The organism is Streptomyces adustus (genome assembly GCF_009377175.1).
GTDB lineage: Bacteria > Actinomycetota > Actinomycetes > Streptomycetales > Streptomycetaceae > Streptomyces > Streptomyces adustus.
The window spans coordinates 1-21,638 of record NZ_VJZD01000166.1 but is presented as its reverse complement, the minus strand read 5'-3'; the positions used below and the strand labels follow the sequence as shown (position 1 = coordinate 21,638).

18 protein-coding genes and 1 pseudogene are annotated in these 21,638 nt (G+C 71.3%); 13 read left to right on the top strand and 6 right to left on the bottom strand.

The genetic code is table 11. The annotated features are described in order from the left end of the window. Both FNH09_RS31370 and FNH09_RS31365 read left to right on the top strand, forming a co-directional pair. Positions 1-871 (top strand): helix-turn-helix domain-containing protein (locus FNH09_RS31370; protein WP_162469362.1); only part of this gene is annotated, 871 nt, incomplete at its 5' end. A 103-nt stretch (positions 872-974) separates the two neighbouring features. Beyond that, the gene (locus FNH09_RS31365; protein WP_152893291.1) at positions 975-1,763 is read left to right on the top strand and encodes a phosphatase; all 789 of its coding nucleotides are present in this window, start codon (positions 975-977) and stop codon (positions 1,761-1,763) included. Between the two features lie 121 nt (positions 1,764-1,884). Here FNH09_RS31365 and FNH09_RS31360 read toward each other — a convergent pair whose 3' ends face one another. From FNH09_RS31360 to FNH09_RS31340, 5 genes are all read right to left on the bottom strand, one after another. Continuing rightward, positions 1,885-2,235, bottom strand: coding sequence for a hypothetical protein (locus tag FNH09_RS31360; RefSeq protein ID WP_152893290.1), 351 nt, complete (start codon positions 2,233-2,235; stop codon positions 1,885-1,887). A 263-nt stretch (positions 2,236-2,498) separates the two neighbouring features. Beyond that, positions 2,499-3,491, bottom strand: coding sequence for a cation diffusion facilitator family transporter (locus tag FNH09_RS31355; protein WP_152893289.1), 993 nt, complete (start codon positions 3,489-3,491; stop codon positions 2,499-2,501). Between the two features lie 5 nt (positions 3,492-3,496). Continuing rightward, positions 3,497-4,369: an acyl-CoA thioesterase II gene (gene tesB, locus FNH09_RS31350; protein WP_152893288.1), complete on the bottom strand. Its 873-nt coding sequence runs from the start codon at positions 4,367-4,369 to the stop codon at positions 3,497-3,499. A 35-nt stretch (positions 4,370-4,404) separates the two neighbouring features. Continuing rightward, on the bottom strand, positions 4,405-5,562 hold the full coding sequence (locus FNH09_RS31345) for an acyl-CoA dehydrogenase family protein (protein WP_162469361.1): 1,158 nt from the start codon (positions 5,560-5,562) through the stop codon (positions 4,405-4,407). A 106-nt stretch (positions 5,563-5,668) separates the two neighbouring features. Then, positions 5,669-6,292: an SACE_7040 family transcriptional regulator gene (locus FNH09_RS31340; RefSeq protein WP_152893286.1), complete on the bottom strand. Its 624-nt coding sequence runs from the start codon at positions 6,290-6,292 to the stop codon at positions 5,669-5,671. Positions 6,293-6,387: 95 nt separating this feature from the next. On the opposite strand from FNH09_RS31340, the gene FNH09_RS31335 reads away from it, so the two are divergent. The 11 genes from FNH09_RS31335 (at position 6,388) to FNH09_RS31285 (ending at position 20,588) form a co-directional block, all read left to right on the top strand. Then, on the top strand, positions 6,388-8,004 hold the full coding sequence (locus FNH09_RS31335) for a carboxyl transferase domain-containing protein (protein WP_152893285.1): 1,617 nt from the start codon (positions 6,388-6,390) through the stop codon (positions 8,002-8,004). 14 nt (positions 8,005-8,018) lie between these two features. Next, positions 8,019-9,950, top strand: coding sequence for an acetyl/propionyl/methylcrotonyl-CoA carboxylase subunit alpha (locus FNH09_RS31330; RefSeq protein ID WP_152893284.1), 1,932 nt, complete (start codon positions 8,019-8,021; stop codon positions 9,948-9,950). Between the two features lie 17 nt (positions 9,951-9,967). Then, positions 9,968-10,888 (top strand): hydroxymethylglutaryl-CoA lyase, encoded by a 921-nt coding sequence (locus FNH09_RS31325; RefSeq protein WP_152893292.1) that lies wholly within the window; start codon positions 9,968-9,970, stop codon positions 10,886-10,888. Positions 10,889-10,891: 3 nt separating this feature from the next. Continuing rightward, entirely contained in the window at positions 10,892-12,052 is a 1,161-nt protein-coding gene (locus tag FNH09_RS31320; protein WP_152893283.1) for an acyl-CoA dehydrogenase family protein, read from the top strand. Between the two features lie 305 nt (positions 12,053-12,357). Next, positions 12,358-13,407 (top strand): ABC transporter substrate-binding protein, encoded by a 1,050-nt coding sequence (locus FNH09_RS31315; RefSeq protein WP_152893282.1) that lies wholly within the window; start codon positions 12,358-12,360, stop codon positions 13,405-13,407. A gap of 32 nt (positions 13,408-13,439) precedes the next feature. Beyond that, positions 13,440-14,342, top strand: a complete 903-nt coding sequence (locus FNH09_RS31310; RefSeq protein WP_152893281.1) for a siderophore-interacting protein — start codon at positions 13,440-13,442, stop codon at positions 14,340-14,342. A 222-nt stretch (positions 14,343-14,564) separates the two neighbouring features. Next, positions 14,565-16,007 (top strand): lysine decarboxylase DesA, encoded by a 1,443-nt coding sequence (desA, locus tag FNH09_RS31305; protein WP_152893280.1) that lies wholly within the window; start codon positions 14,565-14,567, stop codon positions 16,005-16,007. Further along, entirely contained in the window at positions 15,991-17,274 is a 1,284-nt protein-coding gene (locus FNH09_RS31300; protein ID WP_152893279.1) for a lysine N(6)-hydroxylase/L-ornithine N(5)-oxygenase family protein, read from the top strand. Before desA ends, FNH09_RS31300 begins: the two co-directional genes overlap by 17 nt. Beyond that, on the top strand, positions 17,271-17,819 hold the full coding sequence (locus tag FNH09_RS31295) for a GNAT family N-acetyltransferase (protein ID WP_152893278.1): 549 nt from the start codon (positions 17,271-17,273) through the stop codon (positions 17,817-17,819). The genes FNH09_RS31300 and FNH09_RS31295 overlap by 4 nt, the downstream gene beginning before the upstream one ends. Next, positions 17,816-19,585, top strand: coding sequence for an IucA/IucC family protein (locus FNH09_RS31290; RefSeq protein ID WP_152893277.1), 1,770 nt, complete (start codon positions 17,816-17,818; stop codon positions 19,583-19,585). Before FNH09_RS31295 ends, FNH09_RS31290 begins: the two co-directional genes overlap by 4 nt. A gap of 115 nt (positions 19,586-19,700) precedes the next feature. Further along, entirely contained in the window at positions 19,701-20,588 is an 888-nt protein-coding gene (locus FNH09_RS31285) for a DUF4429 domain-containing protein (protein ID WP_152893276.1), read from the top strand. A gap of 21 nt (positions 20,589-20,609) precedes the next feature. Here the strand turns inward: FNH09_RS31285 and FNH09_RS31280 are convergent. Beyond that, positions 20,610-21,449: pseudogene (locus FNH09_RS31280) on the bottom strand (metallophosphoesterase); the annotation flags it as partial. Between the last annotated feature and the right edge of the window lie 189 nt (positions 21,450-21,638).

Below are 21,638 nucleotides of genomic sequence, written 5' to 3'. Positions count from 1 at the left end.
GGAGGGCGCGGCCCGGGTGCGGGTGGCGCTCGCCGGGCTCGCGCAGGTCGTCACCAGCCGGCCGTCCACCACCGCCACCGACACCGCCGTCGGCACGCACCTCGCGGCGTACGCCCTCGGCACCGGGCAGGGCTTCGTGCTCGGGGTCGCGACCCCGCACCGCGACCCCGGCGACCACACCGTCGCCTCGATGGCGGCCGTCCTGCTCTCCCTCCTCACCGGTGAGCACCAGAGCGGCTCCGGCGCGGCCCGTTCGTCGGCCCTGGTGCGCCTGCTGCTGGGCGCCGAACCGGAGGCGGTGGCCCCGCTGCTGGGCGCCGGCCGCTGGCGGGTCGTGCACGCCCGCCCGGACAGCCAGGCCGCCGATCCGGTGGCCGCCTCCGCGCTGGGCGCGGCGCTCGGCTCCGCGCTGGTCGATCTCGCCGACGGCGAGGTGCGGGTCCTGGTGCCCGCCAACCGTGAACCGGCCGAGCAGCCCGGCTGGACGCTGGGTGTGAGCGCGGCCGTCACCCCGCAGGACTGGGCGGCCGCCGACAGCCAGGCGGCTCGCGCCCTGGCCCGCGCCCGGGCCACCCGCGCCCCGCTGGTGCGCCACGGCGCCCGTCCCGGCCTCGCGGAACTGGTCCCGCGCGACGTGGCGGCGGCCCATGCCCGCACCCTCCTGGCCCCGATCGCCGACGTCCCCGTGCTCACCGAGACCCTGCGCACCTGGCTTTCCCTGCACGGCAGCTGGGACCGTACGGCGGTGGCCCTTGCGGTGCACCGCAACACCGTGCGGCAGCGGATCGCCCGCTGCCGCACGGTGTTGGGGGCGGACCTGGACGACCCGGACGTACGCATGGAGCTGTGGTTCGCGTTGAAACAGCCGTGACGCACGGGCCGTGACGGACCGGCAGGGACCCTGGTGAGTGACGCATGTCCCAGCGTGCGGGACGTCGGGTGCGCACCCGGCCTGCTGCCTCACAATGGGGACCATGCCGATACCCGGGACACCCAGCCGCGCCGAACTCGTCGACCACCTCGTACGGACGCGCATCGCGGGGGACGTCGCCACCCCGCGCGAGAACAACCTCTCCCACTACCGCAAGCTGGCGAACGGCGACCGCAATTTCTGGCTCGGGCTGGAGCTGGGCGACCGCTGGAGGGACGAGCAGGACGTGCTCGCGGTGATGGCGGAGCGGGTGGGCGTCAACGACGACGCCGCGTACCGGTACGGCCAGGACACCATCGACCCCGAGCTGACCGTCGCCGCCCTGGATCGGCTGGCGGGCCGGCTGCGCAAGGCGGCCGAGGGCCGGCAGCGGGTGCTGCTCGCCACCGGTCATCCGGGCGGCCTGCTCGACGTGCACCGGGCCACCGCCGCCGCGCTGCGGGCCGCGGGCTGCGAGATCGTCGTCATCCCGGACCTGTTGCAGACCGACGAGGGCTACGTCATGCAGTTCGCGGACGTGGCGGTGCTGGAGCACGGCGCCACCCTGTGGCACACCCACTCCGGGGAGCCGATGCGCGCGATCCTGACCGCGCTGGAGCGCGAGGAGCGTCCGCTGCCCGATCTGGTCGTCGCCGACCACGGCTGGGCGGGCTACGCGGGTCAGCACGGCATCGACTCCGTCGGTTACGCCGACTGCAACGACCCCGCGCTCTTCCTCGCCGAGTCGGAGGGCACGCTCCAGGTGGCCGTGCCGCTGGACGACCATGTCCTCAGCCCGCGCTACTACGACCCGATGACGGCGTATCTGCTGGCGGAGGCCGGACTGGCCTGAGCCGGCGGCGGCCCGGCGCGGTGCGGCCCACCGGCACCGCGGGCGGGCGTGCGACGTCGCGATGCGCGGTCCCGGAAGCCCGGGCCGCGCATCGCGCGTTCACCGGATCGGACCGGTGCGCTCAGCGGTAGCCTCCCCAACCGCCGTAGCCGTTGCCCCAGTTGCCCCAGTTGTTGTAACCGTTCCAGTTGCCCCAGTTGTTGTAGCCGTTCCAGTTCCCCCAGTTGTTCCAGTTGTTCCAGCCGCTGTAGCCGAAGCTGTAGTCGCAGTTGCCGTTGTTCCACCAGCGGCCGTAGCCGGCGTAGTCGTAGCAGTAGCGGTTGTGGCTGGGAGCCTGGCTCGAAGCCTGGCCGGGAGCGTGGCTGGGGGTGGCCGCCGAGGCGGTACCCGCCGCACCGATCGCGGCACCACCGGCCAGGAGCAGACCGGCGGCGGACGTCGCGAGCAGACGCCTCACACGTTGGGCTTGCATGGAAAACCTCGTTCCATCGTTTCTCGCGGTCCGGGAGGAACGCGCGAGGCTGATGGCCGCTGCCACAAGGGCGAAGCGCTGCGCAGCGGTCTCGGGATCACCGCGTATTCAGGAGAGATACGCACGCCGCCGCCGGCGCCTTCGGGTCGCCGGGGGTCGTCCGGTGCGGGGCCTCACGCACGCGATACCGCGGACGCGGTCCGTACTGCCGGAAAACCGCGTCGGCCGGTCGTGCCGTGTCCTGCGGCGTTCAATAATCAAGGCTAGTCCTGCACCCGCGACTCGTCACCTCGGGCGACGACCCGCCGGGCGGGGCCCGGCGTCGGGTCCAGATACACCCGGCTCACCACCGGGAAGGCCGCCCGCAGCCGCTGTTCGGCCCGTTCGCAGGCCCGCTCGATCTGGGCCGCGCTCGACGCGTCCCGGAAGTCGACCTTGGCGGCGACCAGGGCCTCCCGCGGCCCCTGCACCAGGGTCGTCAGCTCCAGTACGGCCTCGATGTGCTCGCTCTTCAGCAACTCCTCGCGGATACGCAGCCGCACGGGCTTGGGCAGCGGCCGCCCGATGAGGAGTTCGGCGTTGGAGCGGCCCAGGACCCAGGCGACGTACAGCAGGAGCAGGCCGATGAGGAGGGACGCGACGCCGTCCCACACGCCCGAGCCCGTGAGCTGCCCGCCGAGCAGCCCGCCGGCCGCGATCACGAGGCCGACGAGCGCGGCGGAGTCCTCCATGACGACCGCCTTCACGGCGGTGTCGGGGGTCCGGCGCAGATAGCGCCGGAAGGGGATCCCGGAGCGGTCCGCCTCGCCGCGGGCCTGCCGGACGCCGGTGCGCAGGGAGAAGCCCTCCAGCAGGAAGGCGACGGCGAGGACGACGTAGGAGACGAGCGGGTCGCCGAGGTCCTCGCCGGCGACCAGGGTGTGGAGGCCGTCGTAGAACGAGAAGACGGCGCCGCCGACGAAGGTGGCGACGGCGGCCAGCATCGCCCAGATGTAACGCTCGGCGCCGTAGCCGAGGGGATGGTCCTCGTCGGCCGGTTTCCCGCTGCGTTTGAGCGCGGTCAGCAGCAGCACCTCGGTGACGGTGTCGGCCACCGAGTGCGCCGCCTCGGAGAGCATCGCGCTGGACCCGCTGATCACGCCGGCGACCGCCTTGGCGAGCGCGACCCCGAGATTGGCGAGAGCGGCGACGATCACCGTGAAGACGCTCTCGCCGCCGTCGTCGTCGTGTGCTGGTGCTGCTTTCCCCTCGGCCATGCCCCTCAGTGTTGCCGAGGGACGCGGACCACGCCTTCCTGGATCACCGAGATGGCCAGTCGGCCGTCCTGGGTGTAGATCCGGGCCTGGCCGAGGCCCCGGCCACCGTACGCGGACGGCGACTCCTGGTCGTACAGGAGCCATTCGTCGGCGCGGAACGGGCGGTGGAACCACATGGCGTGGTCCAGGGAGGCCCCGACGACGTCGCCCACCGCCCAGCCGCCGCGGCCGTGCGCGAGCAGGACGGAGTCGAGGAGCGTCATGTCGGAGACGTAGGTGGCGAGGACGACGTGCAGCAGGGGGTCGTCGTCGAGCTTGCCGTTGGTGCGGAACCACACCTGGGAGTGCGGCTCGCGAGGCTCGCCGAACTTCCCGTAGGGCGGTTCGTCCACATAGCGCAGGTCGATCGCCTCGCGCGCCTCCAGGAACCGCTCCACCACGTCGGCGTCGAGGTGGTCGTAGCCCCGCAGCCGCTCCTGGGAGGTGGGCAGGGTTGCGGGGTCGGGCGCGGCGGGCATCGGGGCCTGGTGGTCGAGTCCGTCCTCGTACGTCTGGAAGGACGCCGACAGGCCGAAGATCGGCTTGCCGTGCTGGACGGCGACGACCCGGCGGGTGGTGAACGAGGCGCCGTCGCGGATGCGGTCGACGTTGTAGACGATGGGCGCGCCCGGGTCGCCCATCCGCAGGAAGTACGCGTGCAGGGAGTGGGCGAGGCGGTCCGAGGGGACCGTCCGCCCGGCGGCGACCAGCGCCTGCGCCGCGACCTGCCCGCCGAAGACGCGCGGGACGACGGCGGACCGGGACCGGCCGCGGAAGATGTTCTCCTCGATCTGCTCGAGGTCGAGCAGATCGAGGAGAGACTGAAGTGCCTGACTCATGCAGCCATTTCTACCGGCGGGAAATTGCGCGGGTCTTACAGACCCATGTCCTTGGCGATGATCGACTTCATGATCTCGCTGGTGCCGCCGTAGATGCGGTTGACGCGGTTGTCCGCGTACAGGCGGGCGATCGGGTACTCGTTCATGAAGCCGTAGCCGCCGTGCAGCTGGAGGCAGCGGTCGATGACGCGGTGGGCGACCTCGGTGGCGAACAGCTTGGCGCTGGCGGCCTCGGCGGGGGTCAGCTCACCGGCGTCGAGGGCCTCCGTGGCGCGGTCGACGACTGCCTCGGCCGCGTCCACCTCGGCCTGGCAGGCGGCCAGTTCGAACTTGGTGTTCTGGAAGGACGCCACGGTCTGGCCGAAGACGGTGCGCTCCTTGACGTACTCCTTGGCGAACCGGACGGCGGCCTTGGCCTGCGCGTAGGCGCCGAAGGCGATGCCCCAGCGCTCGGAGGCGAGGTTGTGGCCGAGGTAGTAGAAGCCCTTGTTCTCCTCGCCGAGGAGGTCCTCGACGGGGACCTTGACGTCGACGAACGCCAGCTCGGCCGTGTCGGAGGTCTTCAGGCCCAGCTTGTCCAGCTTGCGGCCGATGGAGTAGCCCTCGGCCTTGGTGTCCACCACGAACAGGGAGATGCCGTGCCGGCGGTCCTCGGCGGTGGGCGCGGAGGTACGGGCGCAGACGATCATGCGGTCGGCGTGCACACCGCCGGTGATGAAGGTCTTGGAGCCGTTGAGGACGTAGTGCGTGCCGTCCTCGGAGAGCTTGGCGGTGGTCTTCATGCCCGCGAGGTCGGAGCCGGTGCCCGGCTCGGTCATCGCGATGGCCCACATCTCCTCGCCGGAGGCGAACTTCGGGAGGTAGCGCTTCTTCTGCTCGTCGGTGGCGAGCAGCTTGATGTAGGGCAGGCCGAGCAGCACGTGCACACCGGAGCCGCCGAAGGTGATGCCCGCGCGGGCGGTCTCCTCGTAGACCACGGCCTCGAACTTGTACGAGTCGATGCCGGCGCCGCCGTACTCCTCGTCGACGCGGATGCCGAAGACGCCCAGCTCACCGAGCTTGTAGTAGAAGTCGCGGGGCGCCTGGCCGGCCGCGAACCACTCGTCGTAGACCGGGACGACCTCGGCCTCGATGAAGGCGCGCAGGGTCTCCCGGAACGCCTCGTGATCCTCGTTGAACACCGTACGGCGCACGCCGCCACCTCCAGGTCTTTGCCGTCGTCGGCTGTCTAAGCGCTTGCTCAGATCAACCGTACCGGCCGGTAGTGACAGGAGTCGAGGGGATCGGCCGTAACGCTCGTCACGCCCGCGCGGGGTGCTCCGGCGCCTCGGGCCCGGCCGCCGCGCCCAGCGCGCCGCGCGCCATCCGGTGCAGCAGCTGCGCCGTGACCGCGCGACCCGGCAGGGACCCCGGGCGGCCGAGGTGGGGGGTGGAGTTCAGCAGGCCGAAGACCGAGTGCACCGCCGAGCGGGCGGCCGGCTCGGCCAGCCCCGGATAGACCTCGCGCACCAGCCCGACCCAGAGCTCGACGTACTGCCGCTGGAGCTGGCGCACCAGCTTGCGGTCGCTGTCGCGCAGCCGGTCCAGCTCGCGGTCGTGCAGGGTGATGAGCGGGCGGTCGTCGAGCGCGAAGTCGATGTGCCCCTCGATGAGCGAGTCGAGGACCGCCTCGGCGGACCCGCCGTCCGCCTCCTCCAGGCGCCGGCGGGCGCCGGTCAGCAGCTGCCCGCTGATCCCCACCAGCAGCTCCGCGAGCATCGCGTCCTTGCCCGGGAAGTGCCGGTAGAGCCCGGGACCGCTGATGCCGACCGCGGCACCTATCTCGTCGACTCCGACACCGTGGAAGCCGCGCTCGGCGAACAGCCGCGCGGCCTCCTTGAGGATCTGCTCGCGCCGGGTGGGGGCGTCGGTTCTGGTGGCCATGGAAGCAATTCTAGACAGCGGGGTTAGCGGTCGTTAACCTGAAGGAAATGGTTAACGCTCATTAACAGTCGATCGCTGGGTGAGGGGACCGCAGGATGCAAGAGGCACCGGAGCTGACGAGCGCGGCCGATCCCGCGTCGGAGGCCTGGCTGGCCAACGAGGAGGCGCACCGCGCCCTCGTGGAAGAGCTGCGCGCGAAACTGGCCGCGGCCCGGCTGGGGGGCGGTGAGAAGGCGCGGGCCAGGCACACCGCACGCGGGAAGCTGCTGCCGCGGGACCGGGTGGACGCCCTCCTGGACCCCGGCTCGCCGTTCCTGGAGCTGGCCCCGCTGGCCGCCGAGGGGATGTACGACGGACAGGCCCCGGCCGCCGGCGTGATCGCCGGCATCGGGCGGGTGAGCGGCCGGCTGTGCGTGGTCGTCGCCAACGACGCCACCGTCAAGGGCGGCACCTACTACCCGATGACGGTGAAGAAGCACCTGCGCGCGCAGGAGGTGGCGCTGGAGAACCGCCTGCCGTGCATCTACCTCGTGGACTCCGGGGGCGCCTTCCTGCCCATGCAGGACGACGTCTTTCCCGACCGCGAGCACTTCGGGCGGATCTTCTACAACCAGGCGCGGATGTCCGGCGCCGGGATCCCGCAGATCGCCGCCGTGCTCGGCTCGTGCACGGCCGGCGGGGCGTACGTGCCCGCGATGAGCGACGAGGCCGTCATCGTGCGCGACCAGGGCACCATCTTCCTGGGCGGGCCGCCGCTGGTGAAGGCGGCCACCGGAGAGGTCGTCACCGCCGAGGAGCTCGGCGGCGGCGAGGTCCACTCGCGGGTGTCGGGCGTGACCGACCACCTCGCCGAGGACGACTCCCACGCGCTGCGGATCGTGCGGAACATCGCCGCCACCCTGCCCGCGCGCGGCGCGCTGCCCTGGGAGGTCACCACCCCGGTCGAGCCGAAGGTGGACCCGGCCGGGCTCTACGGCGCGGTGCCCGTCGACTCCCGCACCCCCTACGACGTCCGCGAGGTCATCGCGCGCGTGGTCGACGGGTCGCGGTTCGCCGAGTTCAAGTCCGAGTTCGGGCAGACCCTGGTCACCGGCTTCGCCCGGATCCACGGCCACCCGGTCGGGATCGTCGCCAACAACGGCATCCTGTTCTCCGAGTCCGCCCAGAAGGGCGCGCACTTCATCGAGCTGTGCGACCAGCGCGGGATCCCGCTGGTGTTCCTCCAGAACATCTCCGGCTTCATGGTGGGCAAGGCCTACGAGGCGGGCGGCATCGCCAAGCACGGCGCCAAGATGGTGACCGCGGTGGCGTGCACCCGGGTGCCGAAGCTGACAGTGGTGGTCGGCGGGTCGTACGGCGCGGGCAACTACTCCATGTGCGGGCGGGCGTACTCGCCGCGCTTCCTGTGGATGTGGCCCAACGCCAAGATCTCCGTGATGGGCGGCGAGCAGGCCGCCTCCGTCCTCGCCACCGTCAAGCGGGACCAGCTGGAGGCCCGCGGGGAGTCCTGGCCGCTGGAGGACGAGGAGTCCTTCAAGGACCCGATCCGCGCCCAGTACGAGCGCCAGGGCAACGCCTACTACGCCACGGCCCGACTCTGGGACGACGGCGTGATCGACCCGATGGAGACCCGGCAGGTGCTGGGCCTGGCCCTGACGGCGTGCGCGGGCGCGCCGCTGGCCGAGCCCGCCTTCGGCGTCTTCCGGATGTGAGGGGACCACAGACCATGTTCGACACAGTCCTTGTGGCCAACCGGGGCGAGATCGCGGTACGCGTCATCCGGACGCTGCGCGCGCTCGGGGTGCGCTCGGTGGCCGTCTTCTCCGACGCCGACGCGGACGCCCGGCACGTGCGCGAGGCCGACACGGCCGTACGGATCGGCCCGCCGTCCGCGGCCGAGAGCTATCTATCGGTGGAGCGGCTGCTGGAGGCGGCGGCCCGCTCGGGGGCCCAGGCGGTCCACCCCGGGTACGGGTTCCTCGCGGAGAACGCCGGGTTCGCCCGCGCGTGCGCCGAGGCGGGCCTGGCCTTCATCGGCCCTCCGGCGGACGCGATCTCCCTCATGGGCGACAAGATCCGCGCCAAGGAGACGGTGCGGGCCGCAGGCGTCCCGGTCGTGCCCGGATCCAGCGGCAGCGGGCTCACCGACGCCGAGCTGGCCGACGCCGCCCGCGAGATCGGCATGCCGGTCCTGCTGAAGCCGTCGGCGGGCGGCGGCGGCAAGGGCATGCGGCTGGTGCGCGAGCCCTCGGCGCTGGCCGACGAGATCGCCGCCGCCCGCCGCGAGGCCCGTACCTCCTTCGGCGACGACACGCTCCTGGTCGAGCGCTGGATCGACCGGCCCCGGCACATCGAGATCCAGGTCCTGGCCGACGCCCACGGCAACGTGGTGCACCTGGGCGAGCGCGAGTGCTCGCTCCAGCGCCGGCACCAGAAGATCGTCGAGGAGGCGCCGAGCGTGCTCCTGGACGAGGCGACCCGCGCCGCGATGGGCGAGGCCGCCGTCCAGGCCGCCCGCTCCTGCGGCTACCGGGGCGCGGGCACGGTGGAGTTCATCGTCCCCGGCAACGACCCGTCCTCGTACTACTTCATGGAGATGAACACCCGTCTCCAGGTGGAGCACCCGGTCACCGAGCTGATCACGGGCATCGACCTGGTGGAGTGGCAGCTGCGGGTGGCCGCGGGCGAGCCGCTGCCGTTCACCCAGGACCGCATCCGGCTGACCGGCCACGCCGTCGAGGCCCGCATCTGCGCCGAGGACCCCGCCCGCGGGTTCCTCCCCTCCGGCGGCACCGTGCTGCGGCTGGCCGAACCCCAGGGCGACGGGGTGCGCACCGACTCCGGGCTCAGCGAGGGCACCGAGGTCGGCAGCCTCTACGACCCGATGCTGTCCAAGGTCATCGCCTACGGGCCCGACCGCGCGACCGCGCTGCGCCGGCTGCGCGCGGCCCTCGCGGACACGGTCACGCTGGGCGTGCCGACCAACGCGGGGTTCCTGCGCCGGCTGCTGGCCCATCCGGCGGTCGTCGCGGGCGAGCTGGACACCGGCCTGGTCGAGCGGGTGGCGGCGGACCTCGTCCCCACCGACGTACCCGACGAGGTCTACGAGGCCGCCGCGGCCGTCCGCCTGGACGCGCTGCGCCCCGACGGCGAGGGCTGGACCGACCCCTTCTCGGTGCCGAGCGGCTGGCGGCTGGGCGGCCGGCCCCGGCCGGTCGGTTTCCATCTGCGGGTGCAGGACCCGGTGGAGTACGTGCCGCGCGGCACCCACACCGTCACCGAGGACCGGGTCTCCGTGACTCTGGACGGCGTCCGCCACACCTTCCGGCGCGCCGCCGACTGGCTCGGCAGGGACGGCGACGCCTGGCACGTGCGCGACCACGACCCGGTCGCCGCGTCCCTGGACCGCGCCGCGCACGGCGGCGCCGACTCGCTCACCGCGCCCATGCCCGGCACGGTCACCGTGGTGAAGGTGGCCGTCGGCGACGAGGTGACGGCCGGCCAGAGCCTGCTGGTCGTCGAGGCGATGAAGATGGAGCACGTCATCTGCGCCCCGCACGCCGGCACGGTCGCCGAGCTGGACGTCCGGCCCGGCAGCACAGTCGCCATGGACCAGGTGCTCGCCGTCGTCGCCCCGCACGAGGAGGTGGCGCCGTGACCGCCCCCGGACTGCCCATGGCCGTGCCGGACCCGGGACTGCCGACACGGGTGCGCATCCACGAGGTCGGCGCGCGCGACGGCCTCCAGAACGAGAAGACGACCGTGCCGACCGAGGTGAAGGCGGAGTTCGTGCGCCGCCTCGCCGCGGCGGGCCTGGGCACCATCGAGGCGACCAGCTTCGTGCACCCGAAGTGGGTGCCCCAGCTCGCCGACGCCGAGCAGCTGTTCCCGCTGGTCGCCGAGCTGCCGGTGGAGCTGCCGGTGCTCGTGCCCAACGAGCGGGGGCTGGAGCGCGCCCTGGCGCTGGGCGCGCGCCGCGTCGCCGTGTTCGCCAGTGCCACCGAGTCCTTCGCCAAGGCCAACCTCAACCGGACGGTGGACGAGGCGCTGGCGATGTTCGAGCCGGTCGTCGCGCGGGCCAGGGCCGAGGGCGGGCACGTGCGCGGCTACCTCTCCATGTGCTTCGGCGACCCGTGGGAGGGCGCGGTACCCGTCGACCAGGTCGTCCGGGTCTGCAAGGCCCTGATGGACATGGGCTGCGACGAGCTGAGCCTGGGCGACACGATCGGGGTCGCGACCCCGGGCCATGTGCGCGAGCTGCTCGTCTCGCTGGGCGCGCAGGGCATCCCGGCGGAGGTGCTGGGCGTGCACTTCCACGACACCTACGGCCAGGCCCTCGCCAACACCCTGGCCGCGCTCCGGCAGGGCGTCACCACCGTCGACGCCTCCGCCGGAGGTCTCGGCGGCTGCCCCTACGCCAAGTCCGCTACCGGCAACCTCGCCACCGAGGATCTCGTGTGGATGCTGCACGGTCTCGGCATCGACACCGGAGTCGACCTCGGCCGTCTCGTCGCCACGAGCGTGTGGATGGCCGACCGACTGGGCCGACCCAGCCCGTCCCGCACCGTACGAGCCCTCTCCCACCAGGAGCAGTGAACGATGGACCACAAGCTCTCCCCCGAACTGGAAGAACTCCGCCGCACGGTGGAGGAGTTCGCCCACGACGTCGTGGCACCGAAGATCGGTGACTTCTACGAACGGCACGAGTTCCCCTACGAGATCGTCCGCGAGATGGGCCGGATGGGCCTGTTCGGGCTGCCGTTCCCGGAGGAGTACGGCGGCATGGGCGGCGACTACCTCGCCCTGGGCATCGCGCTGGAGGAACTGGCCCGGGTGGACTCATCCGTGGCCATCACCCTGGAGGCGGGCGTCTCGCTGGGGGCCATGCCGATCCACCTCTTCGGCACCGAGGAGCAGAAGCGCGAGTGGCTGCCGCGGCTGTGTGCCGGCGAGATCCTCGGCGCCTTCGGCCTGACCGAGCCGGACGGCGGCTCGGACGCGGGCGCGACCCGTACGACGGCCCGCCTCGACCCCGAGACGGACGAATGGGTCATCAACGGCAGCAAGTGCTTCATCACCAACTCCGGTACGGACATCACGGGACTGGTGACGGTCACCGCGGTCACCGGCCGCAAGCCGGACGGCAGGCCGCTGATCTCCTCGATCATCGTCCCGTCGGGCACCCCCGGCTTCACGGTCGCGGCCCCCTACTCCAAGGTCGGCTGGAACGCCTCGGACACCCGTGAGCTGTCCTTCGCGGACGTGCGGGTCCCGGCCGCGAACCTGCTGGGCGAACAGGGCCGCGGGTACGCGCAGTTCCTGCGCATCCTGGACGAGGGCCGGATCGCCATCGCGGCGCTGGCCACCGGGCTGGCGCAGGGCTGTGTGGACGAGTCGGTGAAGTACGCGAAGGAGCGGCACGCCTTCGGGCGCCCCATCGGCGCGAACCAGGCCATCCAGTTCAAGATCGCCGACATGGAGACGAAGGCGCACATGGCCCGCGTGGGCTGGCGCGACGCCGCGTCCCGGCTGGTCGCGGGCGAGCCCTTCAAGAAGGAGGCGGCCATCGCCAAGCTGTACTCCTCCACGATCGCCGTCGACAACGCCCGGGACGCCACCCAGATCCACGGCGGCTACGGCTTCATGAACGAGTATCCGGTGGCCCGCATGTGGCGCGACTCCAAGATCCTGGAGATCGGCGAGGGCACCAGCGAGGTGCAGCGGATGCTGATCGCCCGGGAGTTGGGCCTGGCGGGCTGAACCGCCCTCCGTCGGCCGGGACGGCGGGCGGGGAGCGCGGGCAGGTCGCCGTCGACGGACGGGGAACGCGGGCAGGTCGTCGTCGACGGCCTGCCCGTCCGCGTCCGGGCGGGGCGCTCCGGCACCGGGACGGCACCCCGTCAACTCGCCGCGGAACAGGCGCAGTCGGTCGATACGCCCCGGCTCACAGTCCGCACACAGGGTGAAGCGACGACCCCCACCCTCTGGGACATCAGCTGAGGTTAGGCTAACCTACCTTCGAATTGTCCGGCGGGTGATCCGCCCTGTTCGAAAGCAGCGTAGCCATGCCCAACGCCAGAGCCACCCACCTCTCCCGTCGCGGCATCCTCGCCGCGGGCGGAGCCCTCGGCCTCGGCGCCGTGCTCGCCGCGTGCGGGGACGACGACGCGAAAAGCGGCGGTTCGGCCAAGGAGACGGCCGCTGCCGCCAAGTCCGGCCCCTGGACGTTCAAGGACGACCGTGGCACCACGGTGAAGCTCGACAGGATCCCCGCGAACATCGTCGCCTTCACCGGCGTCGGCGCCGCCCTTCACGACTACGGCATCTCGGTCAAGGGCGTCTTCGGCCCCACGAAGACCGCCGACGGCAAGGCCGACGTCCAGGCAGGCGACATGGACGTCAGCAAGGTCACCGTGCTGGGCAACGTCTGGGACGAGTTCAACGTCGAGAAGTACGCGGCCCTGGCGCCGGACGTGCTGATCTCCACGATGTTCGACGACGCCGGCACCCTCTGGTACGTCCCCGAGACCTCCAAGGACAAGATCGCCAAGCTCGCCCCGAGCGTCGGCGTCTCCGTCTACGACCGCCAGCTCGACCAGCCGCTCCAGCGCATGTGGGAGCTGGCCGAGTCGCTCGGCGCGGACATGAAGGCCGCCGCGGTCACCGACGCCAAGAAGCGCTTCGAGACGGCCGCGGCCCGGCTGCGCACGGCCGCCAAGGCCAAGCCCGAGATCAAGGTCATGGCGGGCTCCGCCAGCCAGGAGCTGTTCTACGTCTCCGGCACCAACCTCTCCATCGACCTGGAGTACTTCAAGGCCCTCGGCGTGAACTTCGTCGAGCCCCCGGAGAGCGCCAAGAAGGAGGGCGGCGGCTGGTACGAGAGCCTCAGCTGGGAGAACGTCGACAAGTACCAGGCCGACATCATCATGATGGACGACCGCTCCTCGACCATCCAGCCGGCCGACATCACCGAGGCCACCTGGAAGAAGCTCCCGGCGGTCAAGGCGGGCCAGGTCATCGCGCGTTCGCCCGAGCCGATCCTGTCCTACGCCAAGTGCGTGCCGCTGCTCGACAACCTCGCCGAAGCGCTGGAGAACGCGAAGAAGGTCAGCTGACCACCCACCCTTCCTGAGCCTCAGGAGCTCCCATGACGACGGCCGTGGCCGCCCCGTTCCGCTTCTTCTCCCTCCGGGTCGTACGGACGAGGCGGCTCGGCCCGTCTCTGGTCCGGATCACCTTCGGCGGGTCCGACCTCGCCCACTTCCACTCGCAGGGACGCGACCAGAGCCTGTCGCTGTTCCTGCCGCACCCCGGCCAGTACGAGCCCGCGGTCCCGGTCGAGCTGGGATGGGGGTCCCCCCGCTCGAGCGGAGCCGAGAGTGGGGGAGGCTGGTGGCAAGGATGGCGTGAACTCCCCGACGACGTGCGGGCGGTGATGCGCTCGTACACGCTGCGCTCGCTGCGCCGGGACGCGCTCGGCGACACCGCCGAGATCGACATCGACTTCGTGCTGCACGGCGTGGAGCCGGGCGCGGCCGCCCCAGCGGGCCCCGCCTCCCGCTGGGCGTCGCGGGCGGCCGCGGGCGACCGGGTCCGGCTGCTCGGCCCGGCGGTCGCCGACAACCGCGCGATCCGCTTCCGCCCGCCCGAGGACACCGACCTGGTGCTGCTCTGGGGGGACGAGACGGCCCTGCCCGCCGTCTCGTCGATCCTGGAGTCCCTCCCGGCCGGCACCCGCGCCCGGGTGTGGCTGGAGGTGCACCACGCGGGCACCGTCCAGGACCTGGCCACGGCGGCCGACGCCGAGATCACCTGGCTCCTGCGGGACGAACACGGCGTCACGGAGGGCCCCCTGGCGCTCGACGCCCTGCGCGCGGCGCGTCTCCCGGCCGCGCAACACCCGTACGTCTGGATCGCGGGCGAATCGGGCCGCGTGAAGCAGCTGCGTCGGCACTTCGTCGGCGAGCGCGGCATCGACCGGCGCCGGGTCACCTTCGTGGGCTACTGGCGCCAGGGCCTGTCCGAGGAACAGCTGCGCGAGCAGGAGTGAGCCGCCGGGCCCGACCGAGCGGGCCCGGCGGCGACCGCTGCGACCAACAGGGCCCGGTGGCACGACAGATGAGGATGCCGGGGTCAAGTGATCGCGGTCACGGAGGAGTCGGCGTTTCGGTCGCGTTAATTAGGTTAGGCTTACCTAAGTTGAAGCCGGGACTTCGCCGCCTTCTCCCCGCTCTCGTCCCGCACGGACTCTCCCCATCCGGAGGACCCCCACATGCGCTCGCACCTGCTCAATGACCTCACCGCGGAGGACTACCGTCGCTCCGTGACCGAAGGAGTCGAGCGGGTGGCGGCCAAACTCGCCACCACCGAACGGCCGTTCACCGGCGTCACCGCGGATACCCTCGCCCCCCGCATCGAACAGATCGACCTCGACCGGCCGTTGCACGACACCACGGCCGCCCTGGACGAACTCGAAGAGGTCTACCTGCGCGACGCCGTCTACTTCCACCACCCCCGCTACCTCGCCCACCTCAACTGCCCGGTCGTGATCCCGGCCGTGCTCGGCGAGGCGGTGCTGTCCGCCGTCAACTCCTCGCTGGACACCTGGGACCAGTCGGCCGGCGGCACCCTGATCGAGCGCAGGCTCGTCGACTGGACGGCCGCCCGGATCGGCCTCGGCCTTTCCGCCGACGGGGTGTTCACCTCCGGCGGCACCCAGTCCAACCTCCAGGCGCTGCTGCTGGCCCGCGAGGAGGCCAAGACCGACAGCCTCGACCGGCTGCGCGTCTTCGCCTCCGAGGCCAGCCACTTCAGCGTCAGGAAATCCGCGAAACTGCTCGGCCTGAGCGCGGACGCGGTGGTGAGCATCCCCGTCGACCACGACCGGCGGATGCAGACCGTCGCCCTCGCCCACGAGCTGGAGCGCTGCCGCAGGGACGGCCTCGTCCCCATGGCCGTCGTCGCCACCGGCGGCACCACCGACTTCGGCTCCATCGACCCGCTGCCGGAGATCGCCGAACTGTGCCGGCAGTACGGCGTGTGGATGCACGTCGACGCCGCCTACGGCTGCGGTCTGCTCGCCTCGGTGAAGTACCGGGACCGCATCGACGGCATCGAGCGCGCCGACTCGGTCACCGTCGACTACCACAAGTCCTTCTTCCAGCCGGTGAGTTCCTCCGCCGTCCTGGTCCGCGACGGCGCCGTCCTGCGGCACGCCACCTACCACGCGGACTACCTCAACCCGCGCCGCATGGTGCACGAGCGCATCCCCAACCAGGTGGACAAGTCCCTCCAGACCACCCGCCGGTTCGACGCGCTCAAGCTGTGGATGACGCTGCGCGTGATGGGCGCCGACGGCATCGGCTCGCTCTTCGACGAGGTCTGCGACCTCGCGGACGAGGGCTGGCGACTGCTGGCCGCCGACCCGCGCTTCGACGTGGTGGTCCGGCCGTCCCTGTCCACCCTGGTCTTCCGCTACATCCCGGCCGCCGTCACCGCCCCGGCCGAGATCGACCGCGCCAACCTGCACGCCCGCAAGGCCCTGTTCGCCTCCGGCGACGCCGTGGTCGCGGGCACCAAGGTCGGCGGCCGCCACTATCTGAAGTTCACCCTGCTCAACCCCGAGACCACCGCGGACGACATCGCCGCCGTGCTCGACCTGATCGCCGGCCACGCCGAGCAGTACCTGGGAGAATCCGTTGACCGCGCTTCCTGAGTCCCGACCGAGGACCTACGACTTCGTGGGGATCGGGCTCGGCCCCTTCAACCTCGGCCTGGCCTGCCTCACCGAACCGATCGCCGGACTCGACGGCGTCTTCCTGGAGACGAAGCCCGACTTCGAGTGGCACGCGGGGATGTTCCTCGACGGCGCCCACCTCCAGACGCCGTTCATGTCGGACCTGGTCACCCTCGCCGACCCGACCTCCCCGTACTCCTTCCTGAACTACCTCAAGGAGCGCGGCCGGCTCTACTCGTTCTACATCCGCGAGAACTTCTACCCGCTGCGGGTCGAGTACGACGACTACTGCCGCTGGGCCGCGAACAAGCTGAGCAGCATCCGCTTCGGCACGACGGTCGCGACGGTGACGTACGAGGACACGGACGGGCACTACGTCGTGACGACCACCGCGGGCGACACCTACCGCGCCCGCCACCTGGTCCTGGGCACCGGCACCTCGCCGCACCTGCCCGACGCCTGCCGGGACCTGGGCGGCGACTTCCTCCACAACTCCCGCTACCTGGAGCACAAGGAGCGGTTGCAGCGCAAGGAGTCGATCACCCTGGTCGGCAGCGGCCAGTCCGCCGCCGAGATCTACTACGACCTGCTCAGCGAGATCGACGTCCACGGCTACCGCCTGAACTGGGTGACCCGCTCCCCGCGGTTCTTCCCGCTCGAATACACCAAGCTCACGCTGGAGATGACGAGCCCGGAGTACGTCGACTACTTCCGCGAGCTGCCCGAGGACACCCGCTACCGGCTCACCGCCGAGCAGAAGGGCCTGTTCAAGGGCATCGACGGCGACCTGATCAACGAGATCTTCGACCTGCTGTACCAGAAGAACCTCGGCGGCCCGGTCCCCACCCGGCTGCTCACCAACTCGGCCCTGACCGGCGCCCGGCACGACGACGGCACGTACACCCTGGCGCTGCGCCAGGAGGAGCAGGGCAAGGACTACGAGCTGCGCAGCCAGGGCCTGGTCCTGGCCACCGGTTACGCCTACACCGAGCCGGAGTTCCTCGCCCCGGTCCGCGACCGGCTGCGCTACGACGGGCACGGCAACTTCGACGTGGCCCGCAACTACGCGATCGACGTGACGGGCCGGGGCGTCTTCCTCCAGAACGGCGCCGTCCACACGCACAGCATCACCTCGCCCGACCTGGGCATGGGCCCGTACCGCAACGCCTACATCATCCGTGAGCTGCTCGGCACCGAGTACTACCCGGTCGAGAAGAAGATCGCGTTCCAGGAGTTCGCCATATGACCGCCCCCCGTACCGGCATCGGGACGTTCACCGTCCGCCCGCTCGACCCGCTGGACGACGCCGAGCTGCTGCACGGCTGGGTCACCCACCCCAAAGCGGCCTTCTGGATGATGCAGGACGCCAAGCTGGAGGACGTCGAGCGGGCGTACATGGAGATGGCGGCGGACGAGCACCATCACGCGCTGCTGGGCCTGCACGACGGCGTACCGGCCTTCCTGATGGAGCACTACGACCCCGCCCACCGCGAGCTGGTCGGCCTGTACGAGCCGCTCCCCGGTGACGTCGGCATGCACTTCCTGGTCGCCCCGACGGACACGCCCGTGCACGGCTTCACCCGCGCGGTGATCACCGCCGTGATGGCGCACCTCTTCGCGGACCCGGCGACCGCCCGGGTCGTCGTGGAACCCGACGTCGGCAACAAGGCCGTGCACGCCCTCAACGAGGCGGTCGGCTTCGTGCCCGACCGCGAGATCGAGAAGCCGGAGAAGACGGCGTTGCTGAGCTTCTGCACCCGCGCGCAGTTCGAGAAGGCGGTGGCCGCATGACCCTCGCCGACTCCGTGGCCCACCTCTCCCCCGAGCGATGGGAGCAGGCCAACCGGCTGCTGGTCCGCAAGGCCCTCGCCGAGTTCGCGCACGAGCGGCTGATCAGCCCCGAGCCGGACGGCGACGGGTACGCCGTGCGCAGCGACGACGGCCAGACCGTCTACCGGTTCACCGCCGTCCGCCGCGCGCTGGATCACTGGCAGGTGGACGCCGACTCCATCACCCGTCACCGTGACGGCGTCGAACTCCCCCTGGCGGCGCTGGACTTCTTCGTCGAGTTGAAGAAGTCGCTGGGGCTGAGCGACGAGATCCTGCCGGTGTACCTGGAGGAGATCTCCTCCACCCTCTCCGGCACCTGCTACAAGCTCACCAAGCCGCAGCTCCCCTCGGCCGAGCTGGCCCGCGCCGGCTTCCAGGCGATCGAGACCGGAATGACCGAGGGCCACCCCTGCTTCGTCGCCAACAACGGGCGGCTCGGCTTCGGCGTCCACGAGTACCTGTCGTACGCGCCCGAGACGGCGAGCCCGGTACGGCTGGTGTGGCTGGCCGCGCACCGCTCCAGGGCCGCGTTCACGGCGGGCGTGGGCATCGAGTACGAGTCGTTCGTACGGCAGGAGCTGGGCGAGGAGACCGTCGAGCGCTTCCGCGCCCGGCTGACCGGGCTGGGACTCGACCCGGCCGACTACCTCTTCATCCCCGTCCACCCCTGGCAGTGGTGGAACAAGCTCACCGTCACCTTCGCCGCCGAGGTCGCCCGCCGGCACCTGGTCTGTCTGGGCGAGGGCGACGACGAGTACCTCGCGCAACAGTCCATCCGGACCTTCTTCAACTCCTCCCACCCCGAGAAGCACTACGTGAAGACGGCCCTGTCCGTCCTCAACATGGGGTTCATGCGGGGCCTTTCGGCCGCGTACATGGAGGCCACCCCCGCGATCAACGACTGGCTCGCGCAGCTCGTCGACAGCGACCCGGTGCTGCGGTCGAGCGGTCTGTCGATCATCCGCGAACGGGCCGCCGTGGGCTACCGGCACCTGGAGTACGAGGCGGCCACGGACCGCTACTCGCCCTACCGCAAGATGCTCGCCGCGCTGTGGCGCGAGAGCCCGGTGCCGTCGCTGGCGGAGGGCGAGTCCCTGGCGACCATGGCGAGCCTCGTCCACGTGGACCACGAGGGCGCCTCGATCGCGGCCGCGCTGATCGAGCGGTCGGGGCTGGCGCCGGCCGAGTGGCTGCGCCGCTATCTGCGGGCCTACTACACCCCGCTGCTGCACAGCTTCTACGCCTACGACCTGGTGTACATGCCGCACGGCGAGAACGTCATCCTGGTCCTGAAGGACGGGGTGGTGCGGCGCGCGATCTACAAGGACATCGCCGAGGAGATCGCGGTCATGGACCCGGACGCGGTGCTGCCGCCCGAGGTGCGGCGCATCCGGGTCGAGGTGCCCGAGGACATGAAGCTGCTGTCGATCTTCACGGACGTCTTCGACTGCTTCTTCCGCTTCCTCGCCGCGAACCTCGCCACCGAGGGGGTCCTGGCGGAGGACGAGTTCTGGGGCGCGGTCGCCGAGGTGACCCACGAGTACCAGGAGGCGAACCCCGAACTGGCCGACAGGTTCCGCCAGTACGACCTGTTCGCCCCCGAGTTCGCCCTGTCCTGCCTCAACCGCCTCCAGCTGCGCGACAACCGGCAGATGGTGGACCTGGCGGACCCGTCCGGCGCGCTCCAGCTGGCCGGCAGCCTGGCGAACCCCCTCGCGGGCCGGTAGGCCCGACGGTCCCCCGACGGACGGGCACCCCGCGGTACGGTCCCGCGGGGTGCCCGTCGCCCTGCGGCGGAGAATCGCCGGGGTCGGGGAACCGCCGTGATGAAAGAATCGCCGTATGGCGGAGATCATCCAGAAGGACGGCACCTGGGTCTTCGACGGGGACGCCCTGCGGCTGACCCCGGGACGGGACAAGAACGTCGGCCTGCTGCGCCGGACACTGGGCGAACTCGTCGTACCGCTCGCCGCGTTGGCCGGGGTGTCGTTCGAGCAGGGCCGCAAGGCGGGACGGCTGAGGCTGCGGCTGCGTGAGGGCGCGGACCCTCTGCTGCACGCCACCGGCGGACGGCTCACCGAGCCGCACGACCCCTACCAGTTGCTGGTGGAGCCCGAACGCCACGGCGTCGCCGAGTACTTCACCGACGAGGTGCGCAACGCGCTGCTGCTGGAGGGGATCGGGTCCGGCCCGGTGGACCGGTACCTGCTGCCCGGCCCGTCCGTGCCGCTGTCGGTGTCCGCCGGGGACGGCGCGGTGAGCTTCGACGGCGACCGGGTGCGCCTGGAGTGGAACTGGAAGACGGAGGACGCCAAGGCCGCGGCCGGCGCCCGTAGCCTCGCCGTCCGCGACATCACGGGCGTCGAGTGGCACCCGGCCGTCGGCCTGGAGAACGGTTCGCTGCGCTTCGCCGTGCGGGGCGCGGCCACCGAGGCTCCGCCGAAGTACGACCCGAACTCCGTGGAGCTGTGGGGCTTCAAGCGGGACCCGCTGATGGCCCTGGTCGCTGCCGCCGTGCAGGCCCGGCTGCCGCATCCGGCCGCGCCCCCTGCCGGGGACGTACGGCCGTCCGGGCCCCTGGTGCCCCGGCAGCTCGGGCCCGCCGCCGCCGAGGACGGGCACGACGCGCTGCTGCGGCGGCTGCGCGAGCTCGGCGAGCTGCACCGCACGGGGGTGCTGACGGACGAGGAGTTCACGGCGGCCAAGCGGGCGATCCTCGGACGGATGTGAGGACCGCCCGCCCGGCGCTGCCTACTTCGCCTTGCGGGCGACGGTGAAGTGGTCGATGCGGTCGCCGGTCTCGGCGATGCCCTGGACCTTCAGGGTGGTGTAGCGGCCCTTCGAGGCGGGGGTGACGTCCACGCGCAGGAACGAGTAGTTCAGGTAGCGCACGCGCGACCAGGTGACCGTCTCGTTCTGCTTGCCGTCCTTGAGGTTGACGAAGGAGGCGACGGAGTCGACCTCGTTCTCGTGGCCCTCGTAGGAGTCGGGGGCGGTGAAGGCGTACAGGCTGCGGCCCGCGGCGCCGGCCGTGACGTAGACGGTGCCCTCGGTGTCGGAGTACGCCGTCTCGCCGATCGGGAGCTTCTTGACGACCTGGTTGCCCTTGATGACGTCGGTGCGCTCGTACTGGTGGTTGTGACCGTTGATGACCAGGTCGACCTGGTACTTGTCGAACAGCGGCACCCACTCCTGGCGCACGCCCCCCTCCGAGGCGTGCGCGGTGGAGGTGCAGTACGCGCAGTGGTGGAAGAACACGATGACGAAGTCGATGTCCTTCGAGGCGCGGAACTTCTTCAGCTGCGCCTCGAACCACTTGGTCTGGGTGCCGCCGGAGATGCCGAGGTTGGCCGGGATCTCGAAGGAGACGTCGTTGGGGTCCAGCGAGATGATCGCGGTGTTGCCGTAGACGAAGGAGTAGACGCCCGGGAGGTTCTTGGCGTCCGGGCCGTTGTCCGGGAGGGTCCAGCGGGCTTCCTCGCCGCCGTAGCCGTTGGGCGAGTACCAGGCCTCCATGTCGTGGTTGCCGTACGAGACCATCCACGGGATCTGCTTGGCGACCGACTCGGTCTGGTAGAGGAACTGGTCCCAGTAGGGCTTGGTCAGATTCACTCGTGGTTGGAGTGTCTGCTGGTGGGTTGGTGTCGTTGGGATGGTGTGACACCTGAGGAGATGGCCGGGGTCCGTGAGGACTTGGAGGCGTTCGCGGCGGATCTGTTCGACGGGTTCTTCCGTGCGGATCAGCGGCGGTGGGGGCAGGCGTATGTGCGGGGGCTGTTG